The organism is Ferrimonas balearica, assembly GCF_019802055.1.
Taxonomy (GTDB): Bacteria; Pseudomonadota; Gammaproteobacteria; order Enterobacterales; family Shewanellaceae; genus Ferrimonas; species Ferrimonas balearica_A.
The window spans coordinates 270,442-291,320 of record NZ_JAHVHW010000012.1 but is presented as its reverse complement, the minus strand read 5'-3'; the positions used below and the strand labels follow the sequence as shown (position 1 = coordinate 291,320).

At 58.8% G+C, this 20,879-nt stretch carries 18 protein-coding genes; 2 read left to right on the top strand and 16 right to left on the bottom strand.

Annotated features, from left to right (window positions below; all coding sequences use genetic code 11):
- Positions 1 to 475 precede the first annotated feature (475 nt).
- The 4 genes from KUV52_RS18155 to rluD form a co-directional block, all read right to left on the bottom strand.
- A complete protein-coding gene (locus KUV52_RS18155; protein ID WP_222527351.1) occupies positions 476 to 811 on the bottom strand; it encodes a hypothetical protein in 336 nt (111 codons plus the stop codon).
- 132 nt (positions 812 to 943) lie between these two features.
- Positions 944 to 3,520, bottom strand: coding sequence for an ATP-dependent chaperone ClpB (gene clpB / locus KUV52_RS18150; RefSeq protein ID WP_222527350.1), 2,577 nt, complete (start codon positions 3,518 to 3,520; stop codon positions 944 to 946).
- A gap of 72 nt (positions 3,521 to 3,592) precedes the next feature.
- Positions 3,593 to 4,324, bottom strand: a complete 732-nt coding sequence (pgeF, locus tag KUV52_RS18145) for a peptidoglycan editing factor PgeF (RefSeq protein ID WP_222527349.1) — start codon at positions 4,322 to 4,324, stop codon at positions 3,593 to 3,595.
- Complete coding sequence (rluD, locus tag KUV52_RS18140) at positions 4,324 to 5,295, bottom strand: 23S rRNA pseudouridine(1911/1915/1917) synthase RluD (protein WP_222527348.1); 972 nt, start codon at positions 5,293 to 5,295, stop codon at positions 4,324 to 4,326. The genes pgeF and rluD overlap by 1 nt, the downstream gene beginning before the upstream one ends.
- Before the next feature lie 121 nt (positions 5,296 to 5,416).
- Between rluD and KUV52_RS18135 the strand changes: the two genes are divergently transcribed.
- The gene (locus KUV52_RS18135) at positions 5,417 to 6,187 is read left to right on the top strand and encodes an outer membrane protein assembly factor BamD (protein ID WP_222527347.1); all 771 of its coding nucleotides are present in this window, start codon (positions 5,417 to 5,419) and stop codon (positions 6,185 to 6,187) included.
- A gap of 62 nt (positions 6,188 to 6,249) precedes the next feature.
- Here the strand turns inward: KUV52_RS18135 and glnB are convergent, their stop codons facing one another.
- The 6 genes from glnB to KUV52_RS18105 form a co-directional block, all read right to left on the bottom strand.
- On the bottom strand, positions 6,250 to 6,588 hold the full coding sequence (glnB, locus tag KUV52_RS18130) for a nitrogen regulatory protein P-II (protein ID WP_222527346.1): 339 nt from the start codon (positions 6,586 to 6,588) through the stop codon (positions 6,250 to 6,252).
- 5 nt (positions 6,589 to 6,593) lie between these two features.
- Positions 6,594 to 8,213: an NAD+ synthase gene (locus KUV52_RS18125; protein ID WP_222527345.1), complete on the bottom strand. Its 1,620-nt coding sequence runs from the start codon at positions 8,211 to 8,213 to the stop codon at positions 6,594 to 6,596.
- An 88-nt stretch (positions 8,214 to 8,301) separates the two neighbouring features.
- A complete protein-coding gene (locus tag KUV52_RS18120; protein WP_222527344.1) occupies positions 8,302 to 10,485 on the bottom strand; it encodes a hypothetical protein in 2,184 nt (727 codons plus the stop codon).
- Positions 10,486 to 10,499: 14 nt separating this feature from the next.
- Entirely contained in the window at positions 10,500 to 11,645 is a 1,146-nt protein-coding gene (locus tag KUV52_RS18115) for a PilX N-terminal domain-containing pilus assembly protein (RefSeq protein ID WP_222527343.1), read from the bottom strand.
- Positions 11,646 to 11,654: 9 nt separating this feature from the next.
- The gene (locus tag KUV52_RS18110) at positions 11,655 to 12,332 is read right to left on the bottom strand and encodes a prepilin-type N-terminal cleavage/methylation domain-containing protein (RefSeq protein WP_222527342.1); all 678 of its coding nucleotides are present in this window, start codon (positions 12,330 to 12,332) and stop codon (positions 11,655 to 11,657) included.
- Positions 12,333 to 12,334: 2 nt separating this feature from the next.
- The gene (locus KUV52_RS18105; RefSeq protein ID WP_222527341.1) at positions 12,335 to 12,901 is read right to left on the bottom strand and encodes a GspH/FimT family pseudopilin; all 567 of its coding nucleotides are present in this window, start codon (positions 12,899 to 12,901) and stop codon (positions 12,335 to 12,337) included.
- A 105-nt stretch (positions 12,902 to 13,006) separates the two neighbouring features.
- Here KUV52_RS18105 and KUV52_RS18100 point away from each other — a divergent pair, with 105 nt between their 5' ends.
- Complete coding sequence (locus KUV52_RS18100) at positions 13,007 to 13,429, top strand: type IV pilin protein (RefSeq protein WP_222527340.1); 423 nt, start codon at positions 13,007 to 13,009, stop codon at positions 13,427 to 13,429.
- A 57-nt stretch (positions 13,430 to 13,486) separates the two neighbouring features.
- Here the strand turns inward: KUV52_RS18100 and ispH are convergent, their stop codons facing one another.
- From ispH to murJ, 6 genes are all read right to left on the bottom strand, one after another.
- Positions 13,487 to 14,416 carry a 4-hydroxy-3-methylbut-2-enyl diphosphate reductase gene (gene ispH, locus KUV52_RS18095; protein WP_222527339.1) on the bottom strand — a complete coding sequence of 310 codons (930 nt, stop codon included), beginning with the start codon at positions 14,414 to 14,416 and terminating at the stop codon, positions 13,487 to 13,489.
- A complete protein-coding gene (gene fkpB / locus KUV52_RS18090; RefSeq protein ID WP_222527338.1) occupies positions 14,416 to 14,865 on the bottom strand; it encodes an FKBP-type peptidyl-prolyl cis-trans isomerase in 450 nt (149 codons plus the stop codon). The genes ispH and fkpB overlap by 1 nt, the downstream gene beginning before the upstream one ends.
- Entirely contained in the window at positions 14,862 to 15,386 is a 525-nt protein-coding gene (gene lspA, locus KUV52_RS18085; RefSeq protein WP_222527337.1) for a signal peptidase II, read from the bottom strand. The genes fkpB and lspA overlap by 4 nt, the downstream gene beginning before the upstream one ends.
- Positions 15,379 to 18,201, bottom strand: a complete 2,823-nt coding sequence (gene ileS, locus KUV52_RS18080) for an isoleucine--tRNA ligase (protein WP_222527336.1) — start codon at positions 18,199 to 18,201, stop codon at positions 15,379 to 15,381. The genes lspA and ileS overlap by 8 nt, the downstream gene beginning before the upstream one ends.
- 14 nt (positions 18,202 to 18,215) lie before the next feature.
- Complete coding sequence (gene ribF, locus KUV52_RS18075) at positions 18,216 to 19,163, bottom strand: bifunctional riboflavin kinase/FAD synthetase (RefSeq protein WP_222527335.1); 948 nt, start codon at positions 19,161 to 19,163, stop codon at positions 18,216 to 18,218.
- 61 nt (positions 19,164 to 19,224) lie between these two features.
- Complete coding sequence (gene murJ, locus KUV52_RS18070; protein ID WP_222527334.1) at positions 19,225 to 20,781, bottom strand: murein biosynthesis integral membrane protein MurJ; 1,557 nt, start codon at positions 20,779 to 20,781, stop codon at positions 19,225 to 19,227.
- Between the last annotated feature and the right edge of the window lie 98 nt (positions 20,782 to 20,879).

The following is a 20,879-nucleotide window of genomic DNA, read 5'->3' as shown; positions in this document are numbered from 1 at the left end:
GCTACTCAATGAATACTGAATTAACTTGGTGTCACTCAGTAGCATCGAGAAAATGATGATTTCTCAACACTGCGTGAGTGCCCACACAGATTGTCTGACTAATTGTTAAAGAGCGTTGCCTCATCAAGGCAGGAGGCGCATTCTACGCTTTCCTCCGTCATCGTCAAGGGTGTTTTTCAACTTTCCTTTCCGACCGTCGAAGTTTTAACCAAGCCCTCTTGGAGGCCTTGGTGGCTCAGCGCTTTCTGTTTCGCTTTGCCCCGTCGACAGGGAGCGCATTATAGGGCGGGGATTTCAGCCCGCAACCCCTTTTTTCACTCCAACGCACCGAGTGAACAGAGAATCACCAATCCGGTCTATTCTCCGCCGACTTTCGGCCCGGACTGCTAATGATAGAACAAAAAAACGCCGGAGAACGGCGTTTTTTCAGAGCGGAATGTTCTATCTAAACCGAACTTTCTCGCCAGCGGCTCTATCACTCAATCAGCTGATAGACCACCTTGGTGCTGCAGGCGGTGGCCTGGAAGCTGTGATAGCACTTATCCACCACGGTTCGGGCTTCAATCCGTGGTCCGTCAGTTGCACCGGCAGCCGTCGGAGAGTCGCTGATCATCTGGTTGATGTCCTGAATCGGTTCACCCTGACTGAGCAACTCCTGTTGAAGTGCTTCCAGGCTATCTGCCTGGGCCATAACCTGAGGCTTGGGCTGAGAGGATTGCGCCACCAACTCGGATAGCCGTACGCCACCGTAATCACCGGCAAAGGCCGGAAGCGCAAAGAGTGCCAACCCCACAATCGCTATTGTCTTCATACTCCCTCACATATTGTTGGGCCTCTTAATAACAGATAGCAGTTGCGTCCAAAGGCTTTTAGATCTCTTCTCCCTTCCTATATAACCAAAAGGAGGAGCCAAGCTCCTCCTTTACTGTGGTTACCCATCGCTTTATGGCTGAATAAAGCCAAGCCCATCCGGTTGCTGAACCACTTCGATGGGGCGGCCAGGCTCCAGCTTGCCCGAGAGGATCTGCTGGGCCAACGGATTTTCCAGTCGCTGCTGAATGGCCCGTTTAAGCGGTCGCGCCCCAAATACCGGGTCGAATCCCGCTGTGGCAAGGTTGGCCAGCACCTCGTCGCTGATCTGCAACTGGTACTCCTTCTCTGCCAACCGCTTCTCCAGTCCGGCCAGCTGAATGCGGGCAATCTCGGCGATCTGCGCTTCAGCAAGGGGATGGAAGACCACGGTCTCATCCACCCGGTTCAGGAACTCCGGCCGGAAGGATTGCAGCAGTACGCCGTACACCAACTCTTTCAGCTCTGGATAGTCCAGTTCACCAAAGTGCTGCTGGATCTGATCCGAACCCAGATTGGAGGTCATGATGATCACCGTATTGCGGAAGTCCACAGTACGGCCCTGCCCGTCGGTCAGGCGGCCATCATCCAGCACCTGCAGCAGAATGTTGAACACATCCGGGTGCGCCTTCTCCACCTCATCCAGCAAAATGACCGAATAGGGCTTACGGCGAACCGCTTCTGTCAGGTAGCCACCCTCTTCATACCCCACGTAGCCGGGAGGCGCTCCCACGAGGCGAGCCACGGAGTGTTTCTCCATAAACTCGGACATGTCGATCCGCACCATGGCGTCGGCACTGTCGAACATAAACTGGGCCAGCGCCTTGGATAGCTCGGTTTTACCCACCCCGGTCGGGCCAAGGAACAGGAAGGAACCGATGGGCCGATTGGGATCGGACAGTCCGGCCCGGCTACGGCGAATGGCATTGGATACCGCTTCAACCGCTTCATCCTGGCCAACAACGCGCTTATGCAGCGCCTCTTCCATCCGCAGCAGTTTGTCCCGCTCGCCCTCCAGCATCTTGGCGACCGGGATGCCGGTGGCTTTGGCCAGCACTTCGGCGATCTCGGCATCGGTGACCCGGTTCTTCAGCAGAGTCATCTCCTGCATCTCCGCCTGGGCGGCCAGGTCCAACTGTTTCTCCAGCTCGGGGATACGACCATACTGCAACTCAGACATCCGGTTCAGGTCGCCCGCACGGCGAGCCACTTCCATATCCTGACGCGCTTGCTCCAGCGCCGCTTTAATATGCTGTGTGCCAGCCAACGCGGCTTTCTCCGCATTCCAGACCTCATCCAGCTCCTTGAACTGAAGCTCCAGATCCGACACCTGTTCCCTCAGCAGTTCAAGCCGCTTCTGGCTGGCGTCATCGGTCTCTTTACTCAACGCCTGCTCCTCCAGCTTCAGCTGGATGATGCGACGCTCCAGTTTATCCAAAGGCTCCGGCTTGGAATCGATCTCCAGACGGATGCTGGAAGCCGCTTCGTCGATCAGGTCGATCGCCTTGTCAGGCAGCTTGCGGTCAGAGAGGTAGCGATGGGACAGCGTGGCTGCCGCCACGATGGCCGGATCGGTGATCTCCACACTGTGGTGCAGCTCGTAGCGCTCTTTCAGCCCACGCAAGATCGCAATGGTGTCCTCAACACTGGGTTCATCCACCAGCACTTTCTGGAAACGGCGCTCCAGTGCGGCGTCTTTCTCCACGTACTGGCGATATTCATCCAATGTGGTGGCACCGACACAGTGCAGCTCACCGCGAGCCAGCGCTGGCTTCAGCATATTGCCCGCATCCATGGCGCCTTCCGCTTTACCGGCGCCGACCATGGTGTGCAGTTCGTCAATAAAGAGGATCACCCGACCCTCCTCTTTGGCCAATTCGTTCAGTACCGCCTTGAGGCGCTCCTCGAACTCACCGCGATACTTGGCTCCCGCCAGCAGCGCGCCCATGTCCAGGGAAAGCACCCGCTTATCTTTAAGCCCTTCCGGTACTTCGCCATTGATGATCCGCTGCGCCAACCCTTCCACAATGGCGGTTTTACCAACACCGGGTTCACCGATCAGTACCGGGTTGTTCTTGGTACGACGCTGCAGCACCTGAATGGTGCGGCGGATCTCATCATCCCGGCCGATCACCGGGTCGAGTTTGCCCTGTTCCGCTCGCTCGGTGAGGTCAATGGTGTACTTGTCCAACGCCTGACGCTGATCTTCCGCACTCGGGTCATCCACCTTGGCACCGCCGCGAACCTGCTCAATGGCCGCTTCCAGCTTTTTGCTGTCCGCCCCCAGTTGCAGCAAGGTTTCCCCCAGAACGCCACGGGCTTCTACCGCAGCCAGAACAAAGAGTTCGCTGGAGATGTACTGATCCTTGCGCTTCTGCGCCAGCTTGTCGCACAGGTTCAGGACCTTGATAAGCTCCCGGGAGAGTTGCACCTCGGCATCCCCACCGGTCACTTTGGGCAAGGCATCCACTGCCTGAGTCAGCTTGCTGCGCAGGGTGTTCAGATCCACGTTGCACAGTTGCAGCAACGGACGCACGGTGCCGCCATCCTGATTCAACAGGGCGAGCATCAGGTGCGTCGGTTCGATGTATTGATGATCCCGGCCCAGAGCCAGAGATTGAGCGTCGGAGATTGCCAGCTGAAACTTGCTGGTCATACGGTCTAATCGCATATGAAGCCCCCTTAAAACGTCTAAAGCCAGTATTGGCGATTAACGCTTATTTGGGGGCCATATGGGGGAAATTCAAGAGGGGGTAAACCAGATAAGGCTCGCCTGACGTCCCGTTTGGCCGTCACGTCGATAGGAGAAGAACCGATCAGCCTCAGAGTAGGTGCATTGATCGCCACCGTAGAGTTGGGTAACACCCGCCCGGTTCAGCCGCTGGCGTGCCAGGGTGTAGAGATCCGCCAGGTATTTGCCTTCCCCCTGCGCCACAAACGCCGCGTCGGCGGCCGGGTCCTCAGCGATAAATCGCGCTCGAACCTCGGCGCCCACCTCAAAGGCGGTTGGGCCGATGGCGGGCCCCAGCCAGGCCAGGATCTCCGACCTTGGCGCCTGGAACCGACTTAACGTCGCTTCCAGAACCCCATCCACCAGGCCTCGCCACCCTGCGTGGGCAGCAGCCACCTCTCTGCCCTGACGATCGCAGAACAGCACCGGCAGGCAATCTGCGGTCATGACCGTACAGACCTGACCGGGATTGCCGGTGTAGCTGGCATCCGCCGGGGGCTGGGGGCCAGTCAGAGGCAGAGTCAGCACATGGGTACCATGTACCTGCTCCAGCCAGACCGGCTCACCTGGCAGGCCCGCCTGCTGCAACAGAGCGGCGCGATTGCGGGCCACGGCATCGGCGTCATCCCCGACATGCGACCCCAGATTGAGGCTGGCAAAGGGCGTCCCGGAGTGACCTCCGAGACGATCGGTGCTGATGGCGCGAACGTGGGCCGGAGCTGGCCAGTCGACCTCAAACCACATCAGTAGTCGAAACCGTGCTCTTCGGTGTCCTGACGCAGCAGCTCAGTCAGGCGCACCATGTCCGCCGGGATCGGCGCGGTCCACTTCATGGTTTCACCGGTAATGGGGTGCTCCAGTTTCAGCATCGCAGCGTGCAGGGCCTGACGACGGAAGCCGCGCAGGAAGTCACGGAGTTCTTCGCTCCACCCTTTCACCGGACGGGGGCGACCACTGTAGAGTGGGTCGCCCACCAGCGGGTGACCCAGGTGCGCCATATGAACGCGGATCTGGTGCGTACGGCCAGTCTCCAGACGCAGACGCAAACGGGTGTGCGCGCGGAACTTCTCGCGGATGCGGTAGTGGGTAACCGCCGGTTTGCCCAGTTCAGTTACCGCCATATGGGTGCGACGCTGCGGATGACGGCCAATCGGCTCATCAACATGGCCGCCAGCCGTCATGACTCCCAGTGCAATCGCTTCGTATTCACGGGTGATCTCACGGGCCTGCAGCTGTGCCACCAGATGGGTCTGGGCCGGGATGGTTTTTGCCACCACCATCAGACCGGTGGTGTCCTTATCCAGACGGTGGACGATGCCCGCACGGGGCACATTCGCCAGTTCCGGGCAGTGGTGCAGCAGGGCATTCATTACGGTGCCATCGTGGTTGCCAGCCCCCGGATGAACCACTAGGTCAGCTGGCTTATTGATCACCAGGATGTCGTCATCTTCGTAGACGATGTTCAGATCGATGGCCTGTGGCTTCGCCGCCACTTCCTCTTCAAACTCCGCCTGGATGATGACCGCTTCGCCACCCATCACTTTTTCCCGCGGTTTCACCACGGTTTTGCCATTCAGGCTCACCCGTTCCGCCAGGATCCACTCCTTGATGCGGCTACGGGAATAATCGGGGAAGCACTCCGCCAGCGCCTGATCGAGTCGTTGACCCAGTTGGCTTTCGGAGATAACTCCTTCCAGTTCAAGTTGTTGCGTCATAGTGTTGGGCTCAGGCCACAAAGGCTCGAAATCAGTATCAGTTCTGTTAGAATCGCTCAAATTGCATTTTATCGTGTTTTGACCTCGTCACGCACGGCCAGATAAGGGATCTCTATACAGCATGCGTAAGATCACAGGTTCGCTGGTGCTCGCCCTGAGCAGCGTTTTTGCCCTGTCCGCCTGCTCCAGCTCCGGCGATCGCTCCGGGTATGTGGTGGAAGACCGCACTCCGGAAGCCCTCTACGCCGATGCGCGTCAAGCCATGGAACTGGGCAACTTCACTAAAGCCTCTCAGGTACTGGAAGCCCTGGACAGCCGCTACCCTTTCGGGCCGCATAAAACCCAGGTGCAGCTGGACCTGATCTTCGCTTACTACAAGCTGGAAGACAGTGCCAACGCTCTGGCCAACGTCGACCGCTTTATCCGCCTGAACCCCACCCACCCGGACATTGACTATGTCTATTACATGCGGGGTTTGATCAACATGCAGGCGGACAGCTACCTGTTTCACAACATGCTGGGTATCGATCGAAGCGATCGCGACCCCAGCAATGCCATCGCCGCATTCCGGGACTTCGAAACCCTGATCAAGAGCTATCCGGACAGCCGTTATGGGCCGGATGCCCAGCGCCGTATGATCATGCTGAAGAACCGTCTGGCCGAGTTCTCCCTGAGAGTGGCGGAGTACTACGTCACCATGGAAGCCTGGGTGGGTGCTGCCAACCGCGCTCAGCAGGTACTGGAAACCTATCCCGGTACGCCGGCAACGGAGCGGGCCCTGGAGATCATGATCACCAGCTACGATGAACTGGGCCAGGAAGCGATGCGGGACCACAGCGTCAGCGTGCTGAAAGCGACCTTCCCTGAGAACCGTTTGGCCCGCCGCTTCTGAGCTGATCCAAACCTGACTCAACAAAAAAGGCGCCCAGCGGCGCCTTTTTTCGTGGCTGACGCTCAGATGGCGTCTTCGTTCTCTTCACCGGTCCGGATCCGAATCACCCGTTCGATGTCGGTAACGAAGATCTTACCGTCACCGATTTTGCCGGTACGGGCAGTCTCAACGATCGCTTCGATGGCCTGATCCAGCAGTTCATCAGCGATCACCACTTCGATCTTCACCTTGGGCAGAAAGTCCACCATGTACTCTGCACCGCGATAGAGTTCGGTATGGCCCTTCTGGCGGCCAAAGCCTTTCACTTCCTGCACGGTCATGCCGGTGATTCCGATTTCACCCAGTGCTTCCCGCACGTCGTCCAGTTTGAACGGCTTGATCACCGCTTCCAGCTTTTTCATCTTCGTTACCAGTTCCGTTTGCCAAATCCAGAGGTGATGGGATAGCGCCGATCCTTACCAAAGGCACGCGGGGTAATGCGTGGCCCCACCGCCGCCTGGCGCCGCTTGTACTCGTTGATGTCGGTCAGACGGATCACGCGGCGCACGTCCGCTTCTTGATGCCCTGCGGCCACAATCTCTTCAAGGCTTTGATCGCGCTCGACATAACGCTCAAGGATGTCATCCAGTACATCATACGGAGGCAGGCTGTCCTGATCCACCTGGTCCGGAGCCAGTTCGGCAGAAGGCGGACGGGTGATCACTCGCTCCGGGATCACCGGGGAAATCGTGTTGCGATAGCGCGACAAACGATAAACCAGCATTTTGGGCAGATCCTTGATCACTGCAAAACCGCCGCACATATCGCCGTACAGCGTGCAGTAACCGACCGCCATCTCGCTCTTGTTACCGGTGGTCAGCAGGATTTTGCCGCTCTTATTGGAGAGCGCCATCAAGAGTACACCCCGGGCACGGGCCTGCAGATTCTCTTCGGTGGTGTCCTTTTGAGTCCCCTCGAACATCGGAGCCAGTTGACCCATAAAGGCATCAAACATCGGCTCAATGGAGACCACATCGTAGGCCACACCCAGCGCATCGGCCTGCGCCTTGGCGTCCTCAATGCTCATGGAGGAGGTGTACTTGAAGGGCATCATCACCGCCTGCACCTTATCCGCCCCCAGTGCATCCGCCGCGATCGCCAGCGTCAGGGCAGAATCGATGCCACCGGATAACCCCAGTACTGCGCCCTTAAATCCGTTCTTGGTGACATAGTCCCGAACCGCCAGTACCAGCGCGTTGTAGACCTGCGCTTCCTGGCTCGGCAGCGGATGACGCTCGCCTCTGTCCGGATGCCCGTCCACAAAGCGCACCAATTGCAGGGCCTCTTCGAACTGAGGCAGTTCGTGGCAGATATGGCCTTCCGCATCCATCACCAGTGAGTGGCCATCGAAGATCAACTCATCCTGACCACAAACCTGATTAAGATAGACCACCGCCAGCCCGGACTCTGCAGTACAGGCCTCCAGCACATCCAGACGCTCATCCAGTTTGGACATATCAAAGGGGGAAGCGTTGAGGGTCAGAAGCAGATCCGCGCCCTGCTCCGCCACCTGTTTGATCGGCTCAGGGAACCAGATGTCCTCGCAGATCAAGATGCCAAGCTGATGCCCCTTGAACGGCACCAGTGCGCTGTGATCGGCAGGCTCAAAGTAGCGCTCTTCATCAAATACGCGGTAGTTGGGCAGGCGTTGCTTATCCACCTGGCCAATTACCTGCCCCTGATGAATCACGGAGGCACGGTTCATCAACCCCTGCTCTGTCAGTGCGGGGTGCCCCACAACCAGAGCGATTTCACCGGAATAGGCTTGCAGTTGAGCCAGGGCGGCATCAACACGGGCCTGGCAATCGGGTCGCAGCAGAAGATCTTCCGGTGGGTAACCGGTCAGGGCCAGCTCAGGGAACAGCACCAAGTCAGCCCCCTGCTGCTCCGCCTTAGCGGCCCACTCCAGACACTTCTGCGCATTCTCCTCAATGGCCCCTACTGTCAGATTGACCTGGGCCAGAGCCACCACCAATTGCTTGCTCATGCGTCGCGCGTTCCTTACTTCGATTGGGATCGCAGAATGGTAGCGAAACGGCTACGGGGTGAAAAGCCAAACCCGGAGGATTTCGCCCTCAGCGCCCTGAATCATAGCTGCAGCTGGGGATATCTGTTGCATCCTCCGGCACGCTGCCTGCGATCATTACCACGCACAGCTTGTCCTTCTCGGCCTCCGCTTCCAGAGCCGCTTCATCGATGGCTTCGGGATGGAAGTTCGCGCCGATGCCAGAGAAGCGCAGCAGGTTATCGATGCCATCGCCACTGGCGATCCAGTCGGAGGGCAGGATGCAGCCAAAGGAGGGCGTCGCACTGCCCTGCAGTACCGGTTGGTCAGGACAGGAGCCGATGGTGGTGCTCACCGACGCGTTAAAAGTCTTCTTATCGCAGGCATCCCAGGACTCGAACGCTCCGGTCTGCTTATTCAGACTCGCCCGGTAACAGAAGATCCGTCCGCCGACCGTCATCTTTTCACCGGGGGTTTCGGTGACCTCCCCGAAGCTCACGCCAATATGACGGGTAAAGACATTGCTGGCGTCGTAAGCGGAAACGGGGCCGGTTCCGGTCACTCCGGAGTTCCCCTTTCTGGACGAGACTTCCACCACGTAGTTGCCGCTGCTGCTGGTGTTATAGCGAAGCTCTCCGCGGCTGTAATACCCCTGATAGTAATCGGCGTCAGCAACCGCAGAGCGTGACCCCGCCACCGGCTGATTGCTCAGCGCCACATTGCCACAGTTAAACTCATCGGTTGACTGGGAGCATCGGGTGCAACCATTCAGGGGATCCGCCGGATTAAACTCCGTGCTGTTGCAGCTGTAGAGTGACCAGTCCGCCAGCAGGGTGTTATTGACCTCGTGGAAGGGAAACGCATTGTAGGGCAGTGCTGAGGTGGTGCCTGAGTAGTTCTCAATCGGGTCGATGTAGACGGCACGCCCCATAAACTGGGTTCTTGTGCTGGTCGCCGGGTCGATGGTCACGTCGTCTTGCGGGAAGTTTTCGGTGCTGACAAGGTACTGGTAACTGGATGGATCCGTCTTGTAGTTAGCGGAAGAACTGGCAAAGTCACGCAGCATCGCTTTCACCTTGCCTTGATACTCCGCCACGATGGCCGAGGTGGAGAGGTGTTCCCGGGTCATCACCTCCTGGTGCGCCTGCTGCCAGTCGGGCATCAGGACGTAGTAACCGTTGATGCGCATCATCCGGCACGCTTCCAGGTAGGCCTTATTGCCCGTCGCCTCGATAAAGTCGCCCTGGTTATCCAGATAGTAGCGGCGATTGCCCCAGCGGCCGCTGTCGTAGCTGTAGTGTTTCTCCAGCCTGTCGGTGGCGGTGGTTGAGCCACCGGACTCCGCATCGAAATGGTCCTCACAGCAACGATTGCACAACACTGCCAATCGGTCAGTCCCCGATACGACTGAACTTCCGGTCTGCTTGGTAACCGGATCAATCTGTTCCCAGTACAGCGCTTCGTCGGCCCACTTCAGCTGCACCGGATTGTTCCGCTCCGCGCTCGCCGTCGATTTGTAACAGCTGCAGCTCACGGTCAGGTTGTCTTCCTGAACGATTTTCTGAGAGTCGCTGTTGTCAAAGTTGATGGAGTCGAACTGCACCAAAACAATGCCATCGCCAGCATTCACTTCCGGCAAGGGCTTGGAGCTCTCCCGCTTACTGCCATCCCCCAGGTCAATATCGATAACGTCTGGCGCGGCCGCATCCTGGTGCCTCACAGTGGGGCCGCTGCCGCCCAATCCGACGTCACCTCCGGAGGAGGCAGTACCGGTATCAGGAATGGTGGGAGAGAGAGTATGGGGCAGGGAGAGGGTTTGCGACCGCCCACTGGAGTCAGTCCAGTTGACGTTTATCACCACGTACTTTTGCGCCACTTTGTCGGCCGGATCCGTTACCGCGACATAGTCACCGCCAACCAGTTTGTAGTCGGCCACGGTCCAGCCCAAGCCAAAGTTATGTTGTTCGTAGGTCAGGCTGCTGCTCGCGGCCAGTTCGCCGGAACGCCCCCCCTGGTTACTGGTGATCTCGTTGAATCCAAAACCGTCAGGATCCGCGTCGTAGGTAAAACTGCGGAGATCATCCAGCTTGGCCTGAGCCAGCTTTAGCGCCACCTCACGCTGACTGGTAGCGGAAGCGGATTTCAGAAACTTTCCCTGCAGACTGGTCAGGGCCACAATGCCAAGGCCAATTACCACCGCGGCAATCAGGATTTCAAGTAGGCCAAAGCCACGACTGGCTCTCCGGGGCATCATGATCACTCTCCTTGTCAAAAGTCTTTCCAGCTTCCTGCCACTCTCACCAATGGACGAAACTCTCCGTCCACATCCTCTTCGATGGCACTGAACACATCCGGATGCCAGGACACGGCAGCATTACCGTTCATATTGGGCACTTCGTCGCCGTTGCTCATCACAGCGCCATACACCAGAGCCGTAGCATTCAGCGTCAGGCTGGCATCCACCACGCCATCATCCGGGGTACTGTCAAAACTGAACATCACGCCATAGGTTGGGCCGGTCTTCAGGTCCATATCGGCGTTGACGGCAATCAAAATGACTGGGGCATCAGGAGAGCCAATGGCGTTTACCCGGCACTGGGTCATGCCTGTTCCCTCAAACACAAAGATGCCGGTGTCCGCATTGGTCAGCGAGGTGCAATCGTCGATCTTGGTGGCGCCCCGCTGATAGATCTGCTCCCAGTCACTGGCTGAGATGCCAAACGCAAACTCGAACATGTCCTCGGGAAAGCCCGCGTCATCCACAACGATGTCCTGCCCGCCCTGAACGTAATCCCCCTTGGCGGATCCCCGGGCTTTCTCGGAGTAAACAAAGTCTGAGGTACTGCAGGCGCCTCCGGCACGGCCAAACTCCTCCACCGGACAGGTGGTGGCCGCTCCGGTGAAATCATCGGTCACCCCAGCCCAGATGGAGAGTGGCACACCGGTGCCACCACCATTGGGTGCGGCACCAATATCCAGGGTTCCGTTAAATTTGCTGGCACTGGCCAGAGTCAGGGGTGCCGGTTCACCGCTGTTGAACAGGGCGGAGCGCGCGTAGACTTCGGATACGGTGGCGCCACTGCCCCCATCGGAAGCGGTGTAGGTGGCGCTGATGGTGACCGGTTCGCCACCGGCGCTGCAGGTCCAGGCCACGGCAACAGAGGCACTGGTTCCGGGAGGCGTCATCGTGGCACTGGTTCCACAGATGCCTGCGGGATCCGTCAGGTATTTGCGTGCAGCAGCCTCCAGACCCGACTCCGCATAGGCAAACGCCAGCGCGTACTGCTGCTCGTTGGCGGAGATCCGCTTCTCCATCAGCAGCACCTTGCCCGCGAATAGGGTCACTCCCGCGAGAATCACCAGAATCAACAGGGTGACTCCCAGTGTTGCAAAGCCTCGGCTTTCCCTGCCCATCATCTGCCCCTAATAACTGTTGTTGCGCAACCGGACCCGTTGACGAAGGGTCAGGCTAAGCGTCGGTTTATCCGCGACCCGGCCACTGAGCGTGACCTCGACCGACTGAACCAATCGATTGGTAGCGGCCTGCAAAGGCGGGTCGAGAACGAATTGCAGTTCGGTAATCTCGATATCGTTGCTGGTCAGCGCCTCCCAGGCCGTGGCATTCCCGCAGGTTGGCGCGATATTGTTCCAGCGCCCCTTGTCGATGACAGTGCCATCAAGTTGGTATCCGGAGATCTCCGTAGCGGTGGTAACCAACCCATCCTCATTCAGGTCCGCCATCAGAACAATGCATTGATAGGGCCCACCACTGGCATGGCTGCCACCGGATTTCAGCGTACCAAGATGCTGAGCCGTCCAGGCCCCGGCCCCATCGACGGTGCCGGGCAGAAACATAAAAGACTTGTCGCCAATATCCCGATTGGCCAGCGCATCTCCCCGGTAACCCGCCCGTCGAATATCCCGGGCGATCATGGTCATCACCGTCTGCAACTCCTGGTTCAGGCGGGAGAGTTCCAGCGTGGTGGTATTGGCGCGCAGGTTGCCACTGAAAAACGTCAGAGCGGCAGAGAGCACCACCAGACCGATGGTGATCGACACCATCAGTTCCACCAGGGTAAAGCCACGCGCTCTACGATTCATGCTCAGCATCCCTCCACCCCGGTGATGGCCTCAGAGGTCGATGGCACGCACAGGCTGACCCGGCCAATATTGGACACCCTAACCCGGACACTTTTGTCGCTGCCCATTGAGAAGGTGGCGTTGCCGGCGGGCATGGTGCCGCGGCGGTTGGAGATGGTGATCACGCCACCGCTGAACGAGTTGTTCAGCGCGACCCCCTGATAATCCGCACTGCCCGCGCCCTTAACGATCCCATCACCCTCCACATCGCACTGGTTGGTCTGCCCGGTCATGTCGCAACTGGAGCAAGCCGCCGGAGTATCGGTGATGCGGTAACACCAGGTGCCACCGGAGGAGATAAACTTGACGGTGATGTTGTCCAGGTTGCGCTTAATCGCTTCGGTTCGTGCCTGGTGAACCGTTTCCAGTAAGGCAAAGCCCGCGCCCTTAAGACGCAGATCCTGGGAAAGACCACTGAAGGAAGGAATGCCGATCGCCAACAGGATCGCCAGTATCAGCACGGCGATCAGCAGCTCAAGCAAGGTCAGCCCGCGGACGGACTGAGGGGATTTGGAGGCTCGAAAGCGCACGCTCAGTTCCTTCTGAATGCGACAGCGTTGTATGCTTAAGGTAAACTTTTTGGCACGCACAGTGTAGTGCAATTGCACCTATCAACACCATGAGCAGGGAACGCCATGAAAAACCAAGGGAAACGACAATTTGGTGTCACGCTGATTGAGCTGATGATCGTGGTTGCCATACTCGGCATTCTCGCCAGCATCGCGATCCCCTCATACCGAGAGTACATTCTGGAGTCCCGTCGCAGCGAAGCAAAAGAAGCGCTGATGAGCGCTCAATTGCTGCTGGAAGAGTTCCGCATCAGCTGCAGCCAATACGGCAAAGCCACCAGTGATTGCAGCACCAACCTCACCATGTCCGATCTTGGTGCCGCCAACACCAGCTATTACCAGTTCTCTCTGAGCGGCACATCGGCCACCAGCTACACCATCACTGCCACCGCTCAGAGCGACCAAGCCAATGACAAAGAGGGCAGCACCACCTGCTCCCCCATGACACTCAATCAGTCGGACCAGCGCTCACCGGCGGCCTGTTGGTAAAACGCTTACCACAAAAAAACGCCGCCCATTGGGCGGCGTTTTTTTATCAGCAACGGCTTAACGAAGTTCAGCGGGAACGTGGAACACCACATTCTCTTCCCGGCCACTGGTCTCTTCGACCACTTCGGCGCCATGAGCTTTCAATGCATCGATCACGCCCTGCACCAGTACCTCCGGTGCAGAAGCGCCCGCGGTGACGCCGATTCGGGTCGCGCCATCCAGCCATTCCGGCTGAATGTCTTCCGCACCATCGATCAGATAAGCGGGACTGCCTGACTTCTCTGCCAGTTCCCGAAGGCGGTTGGAGTTGGAGGAGTTTTTAGACCCCACCACCAGCACCCGGTCACACTGCAACGACAACTCACGCACCGCATCTTGACGGTTCTGAGTCGCGTAGCAGATGTCGTCCTTACGGGGGCCTTCCACTTCAGGGAAACGCTGCTTAAGGGCCTCAATCACTTCCGCGGTGTCATCCATGGAGAGGGTGGTCTGAGTCACGAAGGTCAGGTTACGTTCATCCTTAACCTGCATCTTCGCCACATCCTCCGGTGACTCCACCAGATAGATGCCGCCTTCCGCATTGTCGTATTGACCCATGGTGCCCTCCACCTCAGGGTGACCGGCGTGGCCAATCAGCACACACTCAATCCCTTTGCGGCTGGCGCGGGTAACCTGCATATGCACTTTGGTCACCAGCGGACAGGTGGCATCAAATACCTTGAGCCCACGTTCCTTGGCTTCGTCGCGCACTTTTTGGGACACACCGTGAGCGCTGAAGATCACGATGGCGTTGTCCGGCACCTCATGAAGTTCATCCACAAATACGGCGCCACGCTGACGCAGTCCATCAACCACATAACGGTTGTGCACCACTTCATGACGCACGTAGATCGGCTTTTCAAACAGCTCCAGAGCGCGCTCTACGATGCTGATGGCCCGATCCACTCCGGCGCAGAATCCACGGGGGTTTGCCAACAGGACTTTCATCAGGCCTCCCGGATCACGATGTCCAGCACTTCCACATCAAACACCACGGTCTGGCCAGCCAGCGGGTGGTTGAAGTCGACGGTTACCGAGTCCCCTTCTACGGAGCGGATCACTCCGGGATACTGGTTACCATCCGCGGCGGTAAACGCCATGATGGTGCCCTCAGTCAGTTCTGCATCGGCGGCAAACTGGGTGCGATCCATATGGTGGATGTTGTCCGGGTTCGGTTGACCGAACGCGTGCTCCGGCGCCAGGGTAAAACGCTTCTTATCGCCCTTGGCCAGCCCCATCAGCTCCGCTTCCATACCCGGGCTCAGGCTGCCATCGCCCAGAGTCAGGCGCGCAGGCTTGCCGTGCGCGCGGGTGCTGTCCGCCACGCTGCCATCGGGCAGCTCGACGGTAAAATGCATGAATACCTGGGCACCCGGGCCCACTACCACTTGGCTCATTTGGCCTCCTCCGTGTGTTTCGGCTGCAGGAAGGCGTCCAGAATCATCAGGCCCGCCCCCACACAGATGGCACTATCAGCGATGTTGAACGCCGGCCAATGCCAGTTGCCGACGTAGAAGTCGACAAAGTCGATCACATAGCCATACAGCACTCGGTCGATCAGGTTACCGATGGCCCCGCCCAGAATCAGGGCGTAGGACAGGTTCAGGCGTTTCAGACCCGCAGGCTGGGTACGCAGCATGAACAGCAGGCCAGCGGACACCGCCAGAGCAAACACCGCAAAGCCCCAGCGCTGCCAACCACCGGCGTCCGCCAGGAAGCTGAACGCCGCCCCTTCGTTATGGATATAGAAGAGGTTCAGGTAGGGCATCAGGGGAACCGGATCCATATAGGTCAGGCTGGTGCTGGCCCAGATCTTGGTGACCTGATCGATCACCAGAGCCAGAACGCCAACCCATACCCACTTACAGCCGGAGGCTTGCCACTGTTCGGGGCGCTTGGCCCACAGTTCCTTAAGCATACTGACGCTGCTCTCCTTCACCGTCCACGTTGGTGACACAGCGACCGCACAGGGTCGGATGCGCTTCGATGGTGCCCACTTCGGCACGGTGGTGCCAGCAGCGTTCACACTTGGCAGCGCTGGTCTTAACCAGGGCCACTTTCAGACCTTCAATGGCGGTCTCTGCGGCGTCGCCAGCCTCAGCCAGAGGACGCACCTTGGCTTCGGAGGTGATCAGAACAAAGCGCAGTTCGTCGCCCAGCTTCTCCAGCAGGGAGAACAGTTCGCCATCGGCATACAGCACCACTTCCGCTTCCAGGCGGTTCTTAATGCCGTCGGCCTTGGCCTGCTCCAGACGCTTGTTCACCTCGGCCAGCACTTCCACCAGTTGGTCCCACTGAGGGTTGGTGACCACGGCATCTTCCGCCATCGGCGCCAGACCGTCGAACCACACCTGGGTAAAGACGAAGGGCTCACGCTCGCCCGGCAGGGCTTGCCAGATCTCGTCAGCGGTAAAGCTCATTACCGGTGCCATCCAGCGCACCATCGCCTCAGTGATGAGGTACAGGGCACTCTGGCAGGAGCGGCGAGCCAGGCTGTCGCCTTTGGCGGTGTACTGGCGGTCCTTGATGATGTCCAGGTAGAAGCTGCCCAGCTCAATGGAGCAGAAGTGCATCAGCTTCTGGCTGACCTGGTGGAAGTTGTAGGACTCGTAAGCCGCAACGATCTCTTCCTGCAGCGCGTAGGCGCGGGCAACAATCCAGCGATCCAGTGCCACCATCTTGTCCAGCTCCACCATGTCGGTGGCCGGGTTGAAGCCGCTCATGTTGGCCAACAGGAAGCGGGAGGTATTACGGATACGGCGGTAGGCGTCGGCAGAGCGCTTCAGGATCTCATCAGAAACGGTCATCTCACCGGTGTAATCGGTAGAGGCCACCCACAGGCGCAGGATGTCAGCACCCAGCTTGTTCACTACCTGCTGCGGGCTCATCACGTTACCCAGAGACTTGGACATCTTGCGGCCCTTGCCATCTACGGTGAAACCGTGAGTCAGCACCTGTTTGTAAGGGGCCGCGTCCTTCATCGCCACGGAGGACATCAGAGAGGACATAAACCAGCCACGGTGCTGGTCGGAACCCTCCAGGTAGAGGTCGGCGCTGTGGCCGTTAAACTCTTCACGGGCGTCCACGACAGAGTGGTGAGTCACACCGGAGTCAAACCATACATCCAGAGTGTCCAGCACCTTGTTGTAGTGCACTGCGTCGTCGCCCAGCAGCTCGGCCGCGTCCAGATCCCACCAGGCCTGGATACCCGCTTCCTCGACACGCTTGGCAACCGCTTCCATCAGCTCGACGCTGCGGGGGTGGAGTGCCTGGGTCTCGTTGTGGACAAACAGGGTGATTGGCACACCCCAGGTGCGCTGACGGGAGATACACCAGTCAGGGCGGTTCTCCACCATGGTCTGGATACGGGCCTGACCCCAATCCGGTACCCACTTCACCTGATCGATCTCCTCCAGGGAGCGGCTGCGCAGACCGGCCTGATCCATGGAGATAAACCACTGAGGAGTAGCGCGGAAGATGATCGGCGTTTTGTGGCGCCAGCAGTGCGGGTAGCTGTGACGCAGCGCTTCATGATGCAGCAGCGCGCCCTTCTCCTTCAGCACCTCAATCACGTCGTCATTGGCTTTGAAGACGTGCTTGCCGGCAAACAGCGGGGTATCCGGCAGATACACGCCGTTGTTGCCCACCGGGTTGGCCACTTCCAGGTTGTACTTGTTGCCCACCACAAAGTCGTCCTGACCATGGCCCGGCGCCGTGTGCACCGCACCGGTACCGGAATCGGTGGTCACATGATCGCCCAGAACCACAGGGACGATCATGTCGTAGAAGGGGTGGTGGAACTGGAGCAGCTCCAGATCGGCGCCCAGGCAGTAGCCCAGGTTGTGGTAGTGCTCAATGCCGGCGCGGTCCATCACGGACTTCACCAGGTCAGCGGCCAGCACCAGACGCTCGGGCTGATCGCCCTCCACCTGAACCAGGGCGTACTGCACCTGAGGGTGCATCGCGATGCCGCGGTTGGCGGGCAGAGTCCAGGGAGTGGTGGTCCAGATAACGGTAGAGATGGGGCCCTGGCCCTGATGGCCTTCGGCGCAATCAAACTTGTCCGCCACCAGTTTGGCGTCATCCGCCTTGAAGCGCACATCGATGGCCGGGGAGGTTTTGTCCTCGTACTCCACTTCCGCTTCTGCCAGAGCAGAGCCGCAATCGGTACACCAGTGCACAGGCTTGGCGCCTTTGTGCAGGTGGCCGTTATCGATGATTTTGGCCAGGGAGCGGATGATGTTGGCTTCGGTGCCAAAGTCCATGGTCAAATAGGGCTTGTCCCACTCACCCAGCACACCCAGACGGATAAAGTCCGCCTTCTGGCCTTCAACCTGGGTCTTGGCGTACTCACGGCACTTCTCGCGGAATTCGGCAGCGGAGACTTTCTGTCCCGGCTTACCCACCTTCTGCTCCACTTTCAGCTCAATCGGCAGACCGTGGCAGTCCCAACCGGGGACATAGGGGGCGTCAAAGCCAGACAGAGTCTTGGCCTTAATGATGATGTCCTTGAGGATCTTGTTGACCGAGTGGCCGATGTGAATGTCGCCATTCGCGTACGGAGGGCCATCGTGCAGAATGAAAGGCTTGGCGCCCTGGCGGCTGGCACGGATCGCCTTGTACAGCCCCTTCTCATTCCACTGTTTCAACATTTCCGGTTCCCGTTGCGCCAGATTGCCGCGCATCGGGAAGTCGGTCTCAGGAAGGTTCAGCGTAGTTTTGTAATCGACCATCGATCCTTACACCATCATCGGTTTTCAGTATATTCCGGGACCCGGAGTGCCTCATTGGCACGCTCCGCATCCAGTCGGATCTGGGCTTTCAGCGCCTCAAGAGAGGGGAAAGCGTGTTCATCCCGCAGCCAGGTATGCAACCTGACGTGCAGGTGCTGGCCATAGAGGTCAGCGTTAAAATCAAACAGGTGCACCTCCAGACGGCACTGCTGCCCGGAGACGGTCGGACGGCGACCCACGTTGGCGACGCCGTTATGCCAGACCCCATCTTCTGTCTGCACCTGGACCGCAAACACCCCACTGATCGGCACCACAATGCGCTTCAGCAGAATATTAGCGGTGGGGAAGCCGATAGTGCGCCCCAACTTATCGCCGTGGGCGACACGACCACTGATCTGGTAGGGGTGACCCAACATCCGCTCAGCGGCCACCAGATCGCCCGTAGCCAGAGCGTTGCGGATCAAGGTAGAGGAGATCCGCTCCTGCCCCAACCGACAACTGGCGGTGTCCTCCACGGCAAAACCGTGTTGCTCTCCCGCCTGCTGCAAAAACTCGAAGTTGCCGCGACGCGCCCGACCAAAGCAGAAATCGTCACCCACCACCAGGTAACGGACGGCCAGTTTGTCCACCAGTAATTGTTGAACAAAATCTTCCGCCTCCCAACTGGCAAACCGTTGGTCAAAGCGGACACAGAGCACCCTGTCCACACCGAGCTGGGCCAGCCGATCCAGTTTATCCCGCAGCAGATTGAGGCGAGCTGGCGCTGCCTCTTTGCGAAAATACTCCTGGGGCTGTGGCTCAAACACCATCACCGTTGCCGGTACATCGTACTCTCTGGCCAGACTGACCAGGCGACGGATCACCGCAGCGTGGCCACGATGCACACCATCGAAGTTACCAATGGTCAGGACACAGTGGCGGTGCCGTTCGGTCAGGTTGTGGATCCCGCGAATTAACTCCATGAACCTGTTGCTTGTCTTTGCTTCGAAAATCGCCGGATTATACCCCACAGACCGGGGCAGATCACAGGCTCTTTAACTGTCGCGGGCGCAGGCCAAACACCAGCAGGCTCAATCCGTAGGTCACCGCACCAAGACCGATCAGGCCAAACAGGGTCACCACCCGCTCCATAAAGGCCATCGCCAACCAGCCGGATTCGTTGGGTGTCAGCCAGATAAGGGTGACCGCCATGACGGCACCGGCCAGAGCCATACGGGCAATCTGGCCCAGGCTATGACCACTGAGCTGGTAGACGCCCTGGCGATGCAGCCCCCGGTAGAGCAGAAAGGCGTTCAGGGTGGCCGAAGCGGAGGTGGCCAGCGCCAGACCCACATAACCAAAGGGGATTGCCAGGGCCAGGTTAAAGGCCATATTGGCAATCATAGCGATAATGCCGTAGCGCACCGGGGTTTTGGTGTCCTGTCGGGCGTAGTAGCCCGGCGCCAGGACCTTCACCAGCATAAAGCTGAGCAGGCCGGAGGCGTAGGCCAGCAAACTCATCGCCGCCATCTGGGTGTCGGTAACGGAAAACTCCCCACGCATAAACAGCACCATCAGCATCGGCTGGGCCAGCACCATCAGGCCTAACATCGCCGGGATCCCCACCATCAGCACTGAACGCACCCCCCAATCGAGGGTTTGACCGAAGCGGGCCGGGTCGTCATTGGCTTTGTCTTTGGAGAGCGCCGGGAGAATCACGGTCGCGATGGCAATACCAAACAGGCCGAGGGGAAACTCCAGCAAACGATCAGAGTAGTAGAGCCAACTGATGGAGCCGGTCATCAGGAAACTGGCGATCAGCGTATCGAACAGCAGGTTAATCTGGCTGACCGACACCCCGAACATGGCGGGAATCATCAGAGTGCGGATCTTCTTCACCCCGGGGTGATGCCATCCCCACTGGGGGCGCACCAGCATGTTCGCTCTATATAAGAAGGGGATCTGGAACAGGAACTGGATCAGGCCACCAAAGAACACGCCCCAGGCCAGCCCCAACTCGGGACGCTCCAACTGGGGAGAGAGCCACAGCGCACAGGCGATGATCGCCACATTCAGGAACACCGGGGTAAAGGCCGCCACCGCAAACCGCCCCAAGGTGTTCAGAATGGCACCGGCCAACGCGGTCAGTGTGATGAACCAGAGATAGGGAAAGGTGATCTTCAGCATCAGGGAGGCCAGCAGAAACTTGGCGCCCTCCGGCTCACCGCCCAGCCAGGCCACAAACCAGCCGGTACCAAACAGCGCCGCCAAAACCGGCGAGGCCACCACACCAAAGAGGGTCACCAGGGTAACGATGCCGCCGAGAGTTCCGCTCACTTTGGCGATCAGCTCACGCACCTCATCGGGCTCGCGCTGCTGTTGATACTCGGTTAGCACCGGCACAAACGCCTGAGCAAAGGCCCCCTCAGCAAACAGACGGCGAAGAAAGTTGGGAATTTTATTGGCCAGGAAAAAAACGTCAGCCGCCGCTCCAGCCCCCATCAGGCCAGCGACCACCACATCCCGAACCAGTCCCAATACCCGGGACACCAGGGTCATGGCGCTCACTATCAGCCCGGAGCGCACCAATCTTTTACTCAACGAAGTGATCCCACAGATTTCGCCGGAGTCAGGGGTTCGACTCCGCCAGAAAGGAAAAAATGCATTCTGCCCCTGTTGCCGGCGCAGTAATGCTGCTA

What these genes read in the sequence shown, in the direction of transcription:
- fkpB (WP_222527338.1), bottom strand. Translation starts at nt 14,865, where the DNA reads ATGAGCCAAGTGGTAGTGGGCCCGGGTGCCCAGGTATTCATGCATTTT.
- lspA (WP_222527337.1), bottom strand. Translation starts at nt 15,386, where the DNA reads ATGCTTAAGGAACTGTGGGCCAAGCGCCCCGAACAGTGGCAAGCCTCC.
- KUV52_RS18135 (WP_222527347.1), top strand. Translation starts at nt 5,417, where the DNA reads ATGCGTAAGATCACAGGTTCGCTGGTGCTCGCCCTGAGCAGCGTTTTT.
- KUV52_RS18110 (WP_222527342.1), bottom strand. Translation starts at nt 12,332, where the DNA reads ATGAATCGTAGAGCGCGTGGCTTTACCCTGGTGGAACTGATGGTGTCG.
- ileS (WP_222527336.1), bottom strand. Translation starts at nt 18,201, where the DNA reads ATGGTCGATTACAAAACTACGCTGAACCTTCCTGAGACCGACTTCCCG.
- glnB (WP_222527346.1), bottom strand. Translation starts at nt 6,588, where the DNA reads ATGAAAAAGCTGGAAGCGGTGATCAAGCCGTTCAAACTGGACGACGTG.
- clpB (WP_222527350.1), bottom strand. Translation starts at nt 3,520, where the DNA reads ATGCGATTAGACCGTATGACCAGCAAGTTTCAGCTGGCAATCTCCGAC.
- KUV52_RS18100 (WP_222527340.1), top strand. Translation starts at nt 13,007, where the DNA reads ATGAAAAACCAAGGGAAACGACAATTTGGTGTCACGCTGATTGAGCTG.
- KUV52_RS18125 (WP_222527345.1), bottom strand. Translation starts at nt 8,213, where the DNA reads ATGAGCAAGCAATTGGTGGTGGCTCTGGCCCAGGTCAATCTGACAGTA.
- rluD (WP_222527348.1), bottom strand. Translation starts at nt 5,295, where the DNA reads ATGACGCAACAACTTGAACTGGAAGGAGTTATCTCCGAAAGCCAACTG.
- ispH (WP_222527339.1), bottom strand. Translation starts at nt 14,416, where the DNA reads ATGAAAGTCCTGTTGGCAAACCCCCGTGGATTCTGCGCCGGAGTGGAT.
- pgeF (WP_222527349.1), bottom strand. Translation starts at nt 4,324, where the DNA reads ATGTGGTTTGAGGTCGACTGGCCAGCTCCGGCCCACGTTCGCGCCATC.
- KUV52_RS18155 (WP_222527351.1), bottom strand. Translation starts at nt 811, where the DNA reads ATGAAGACAATAGCGATTGTGGGGTTGGCACTCTTTGCGCTTCCGGCC.
- KUV52_RS18120 (WP_222527344.1), bottom strand. Translation starts at nt 10,485, where the DNA reads ATGATGCCCCGGAGAGCCAGTCGTGGCTTTGGCCTACTTGAAATCCTG.
- ribF (WP_222527335.1), bottom strand. Translation starts at nt 19,163, where the DNA reads ATGGAGTTAATTCGCGGGATCCACAACCTGACCGAACGGCACCGCCAC.
- KUV52_RS18115 (WP_222527343.1), bottom strand. Translation starts at nt 11,645, where the DNA reads ATGGGCAGGGAAAGCCGAGGCTTTGCAACACTGGGAGTCACCCTGTTG.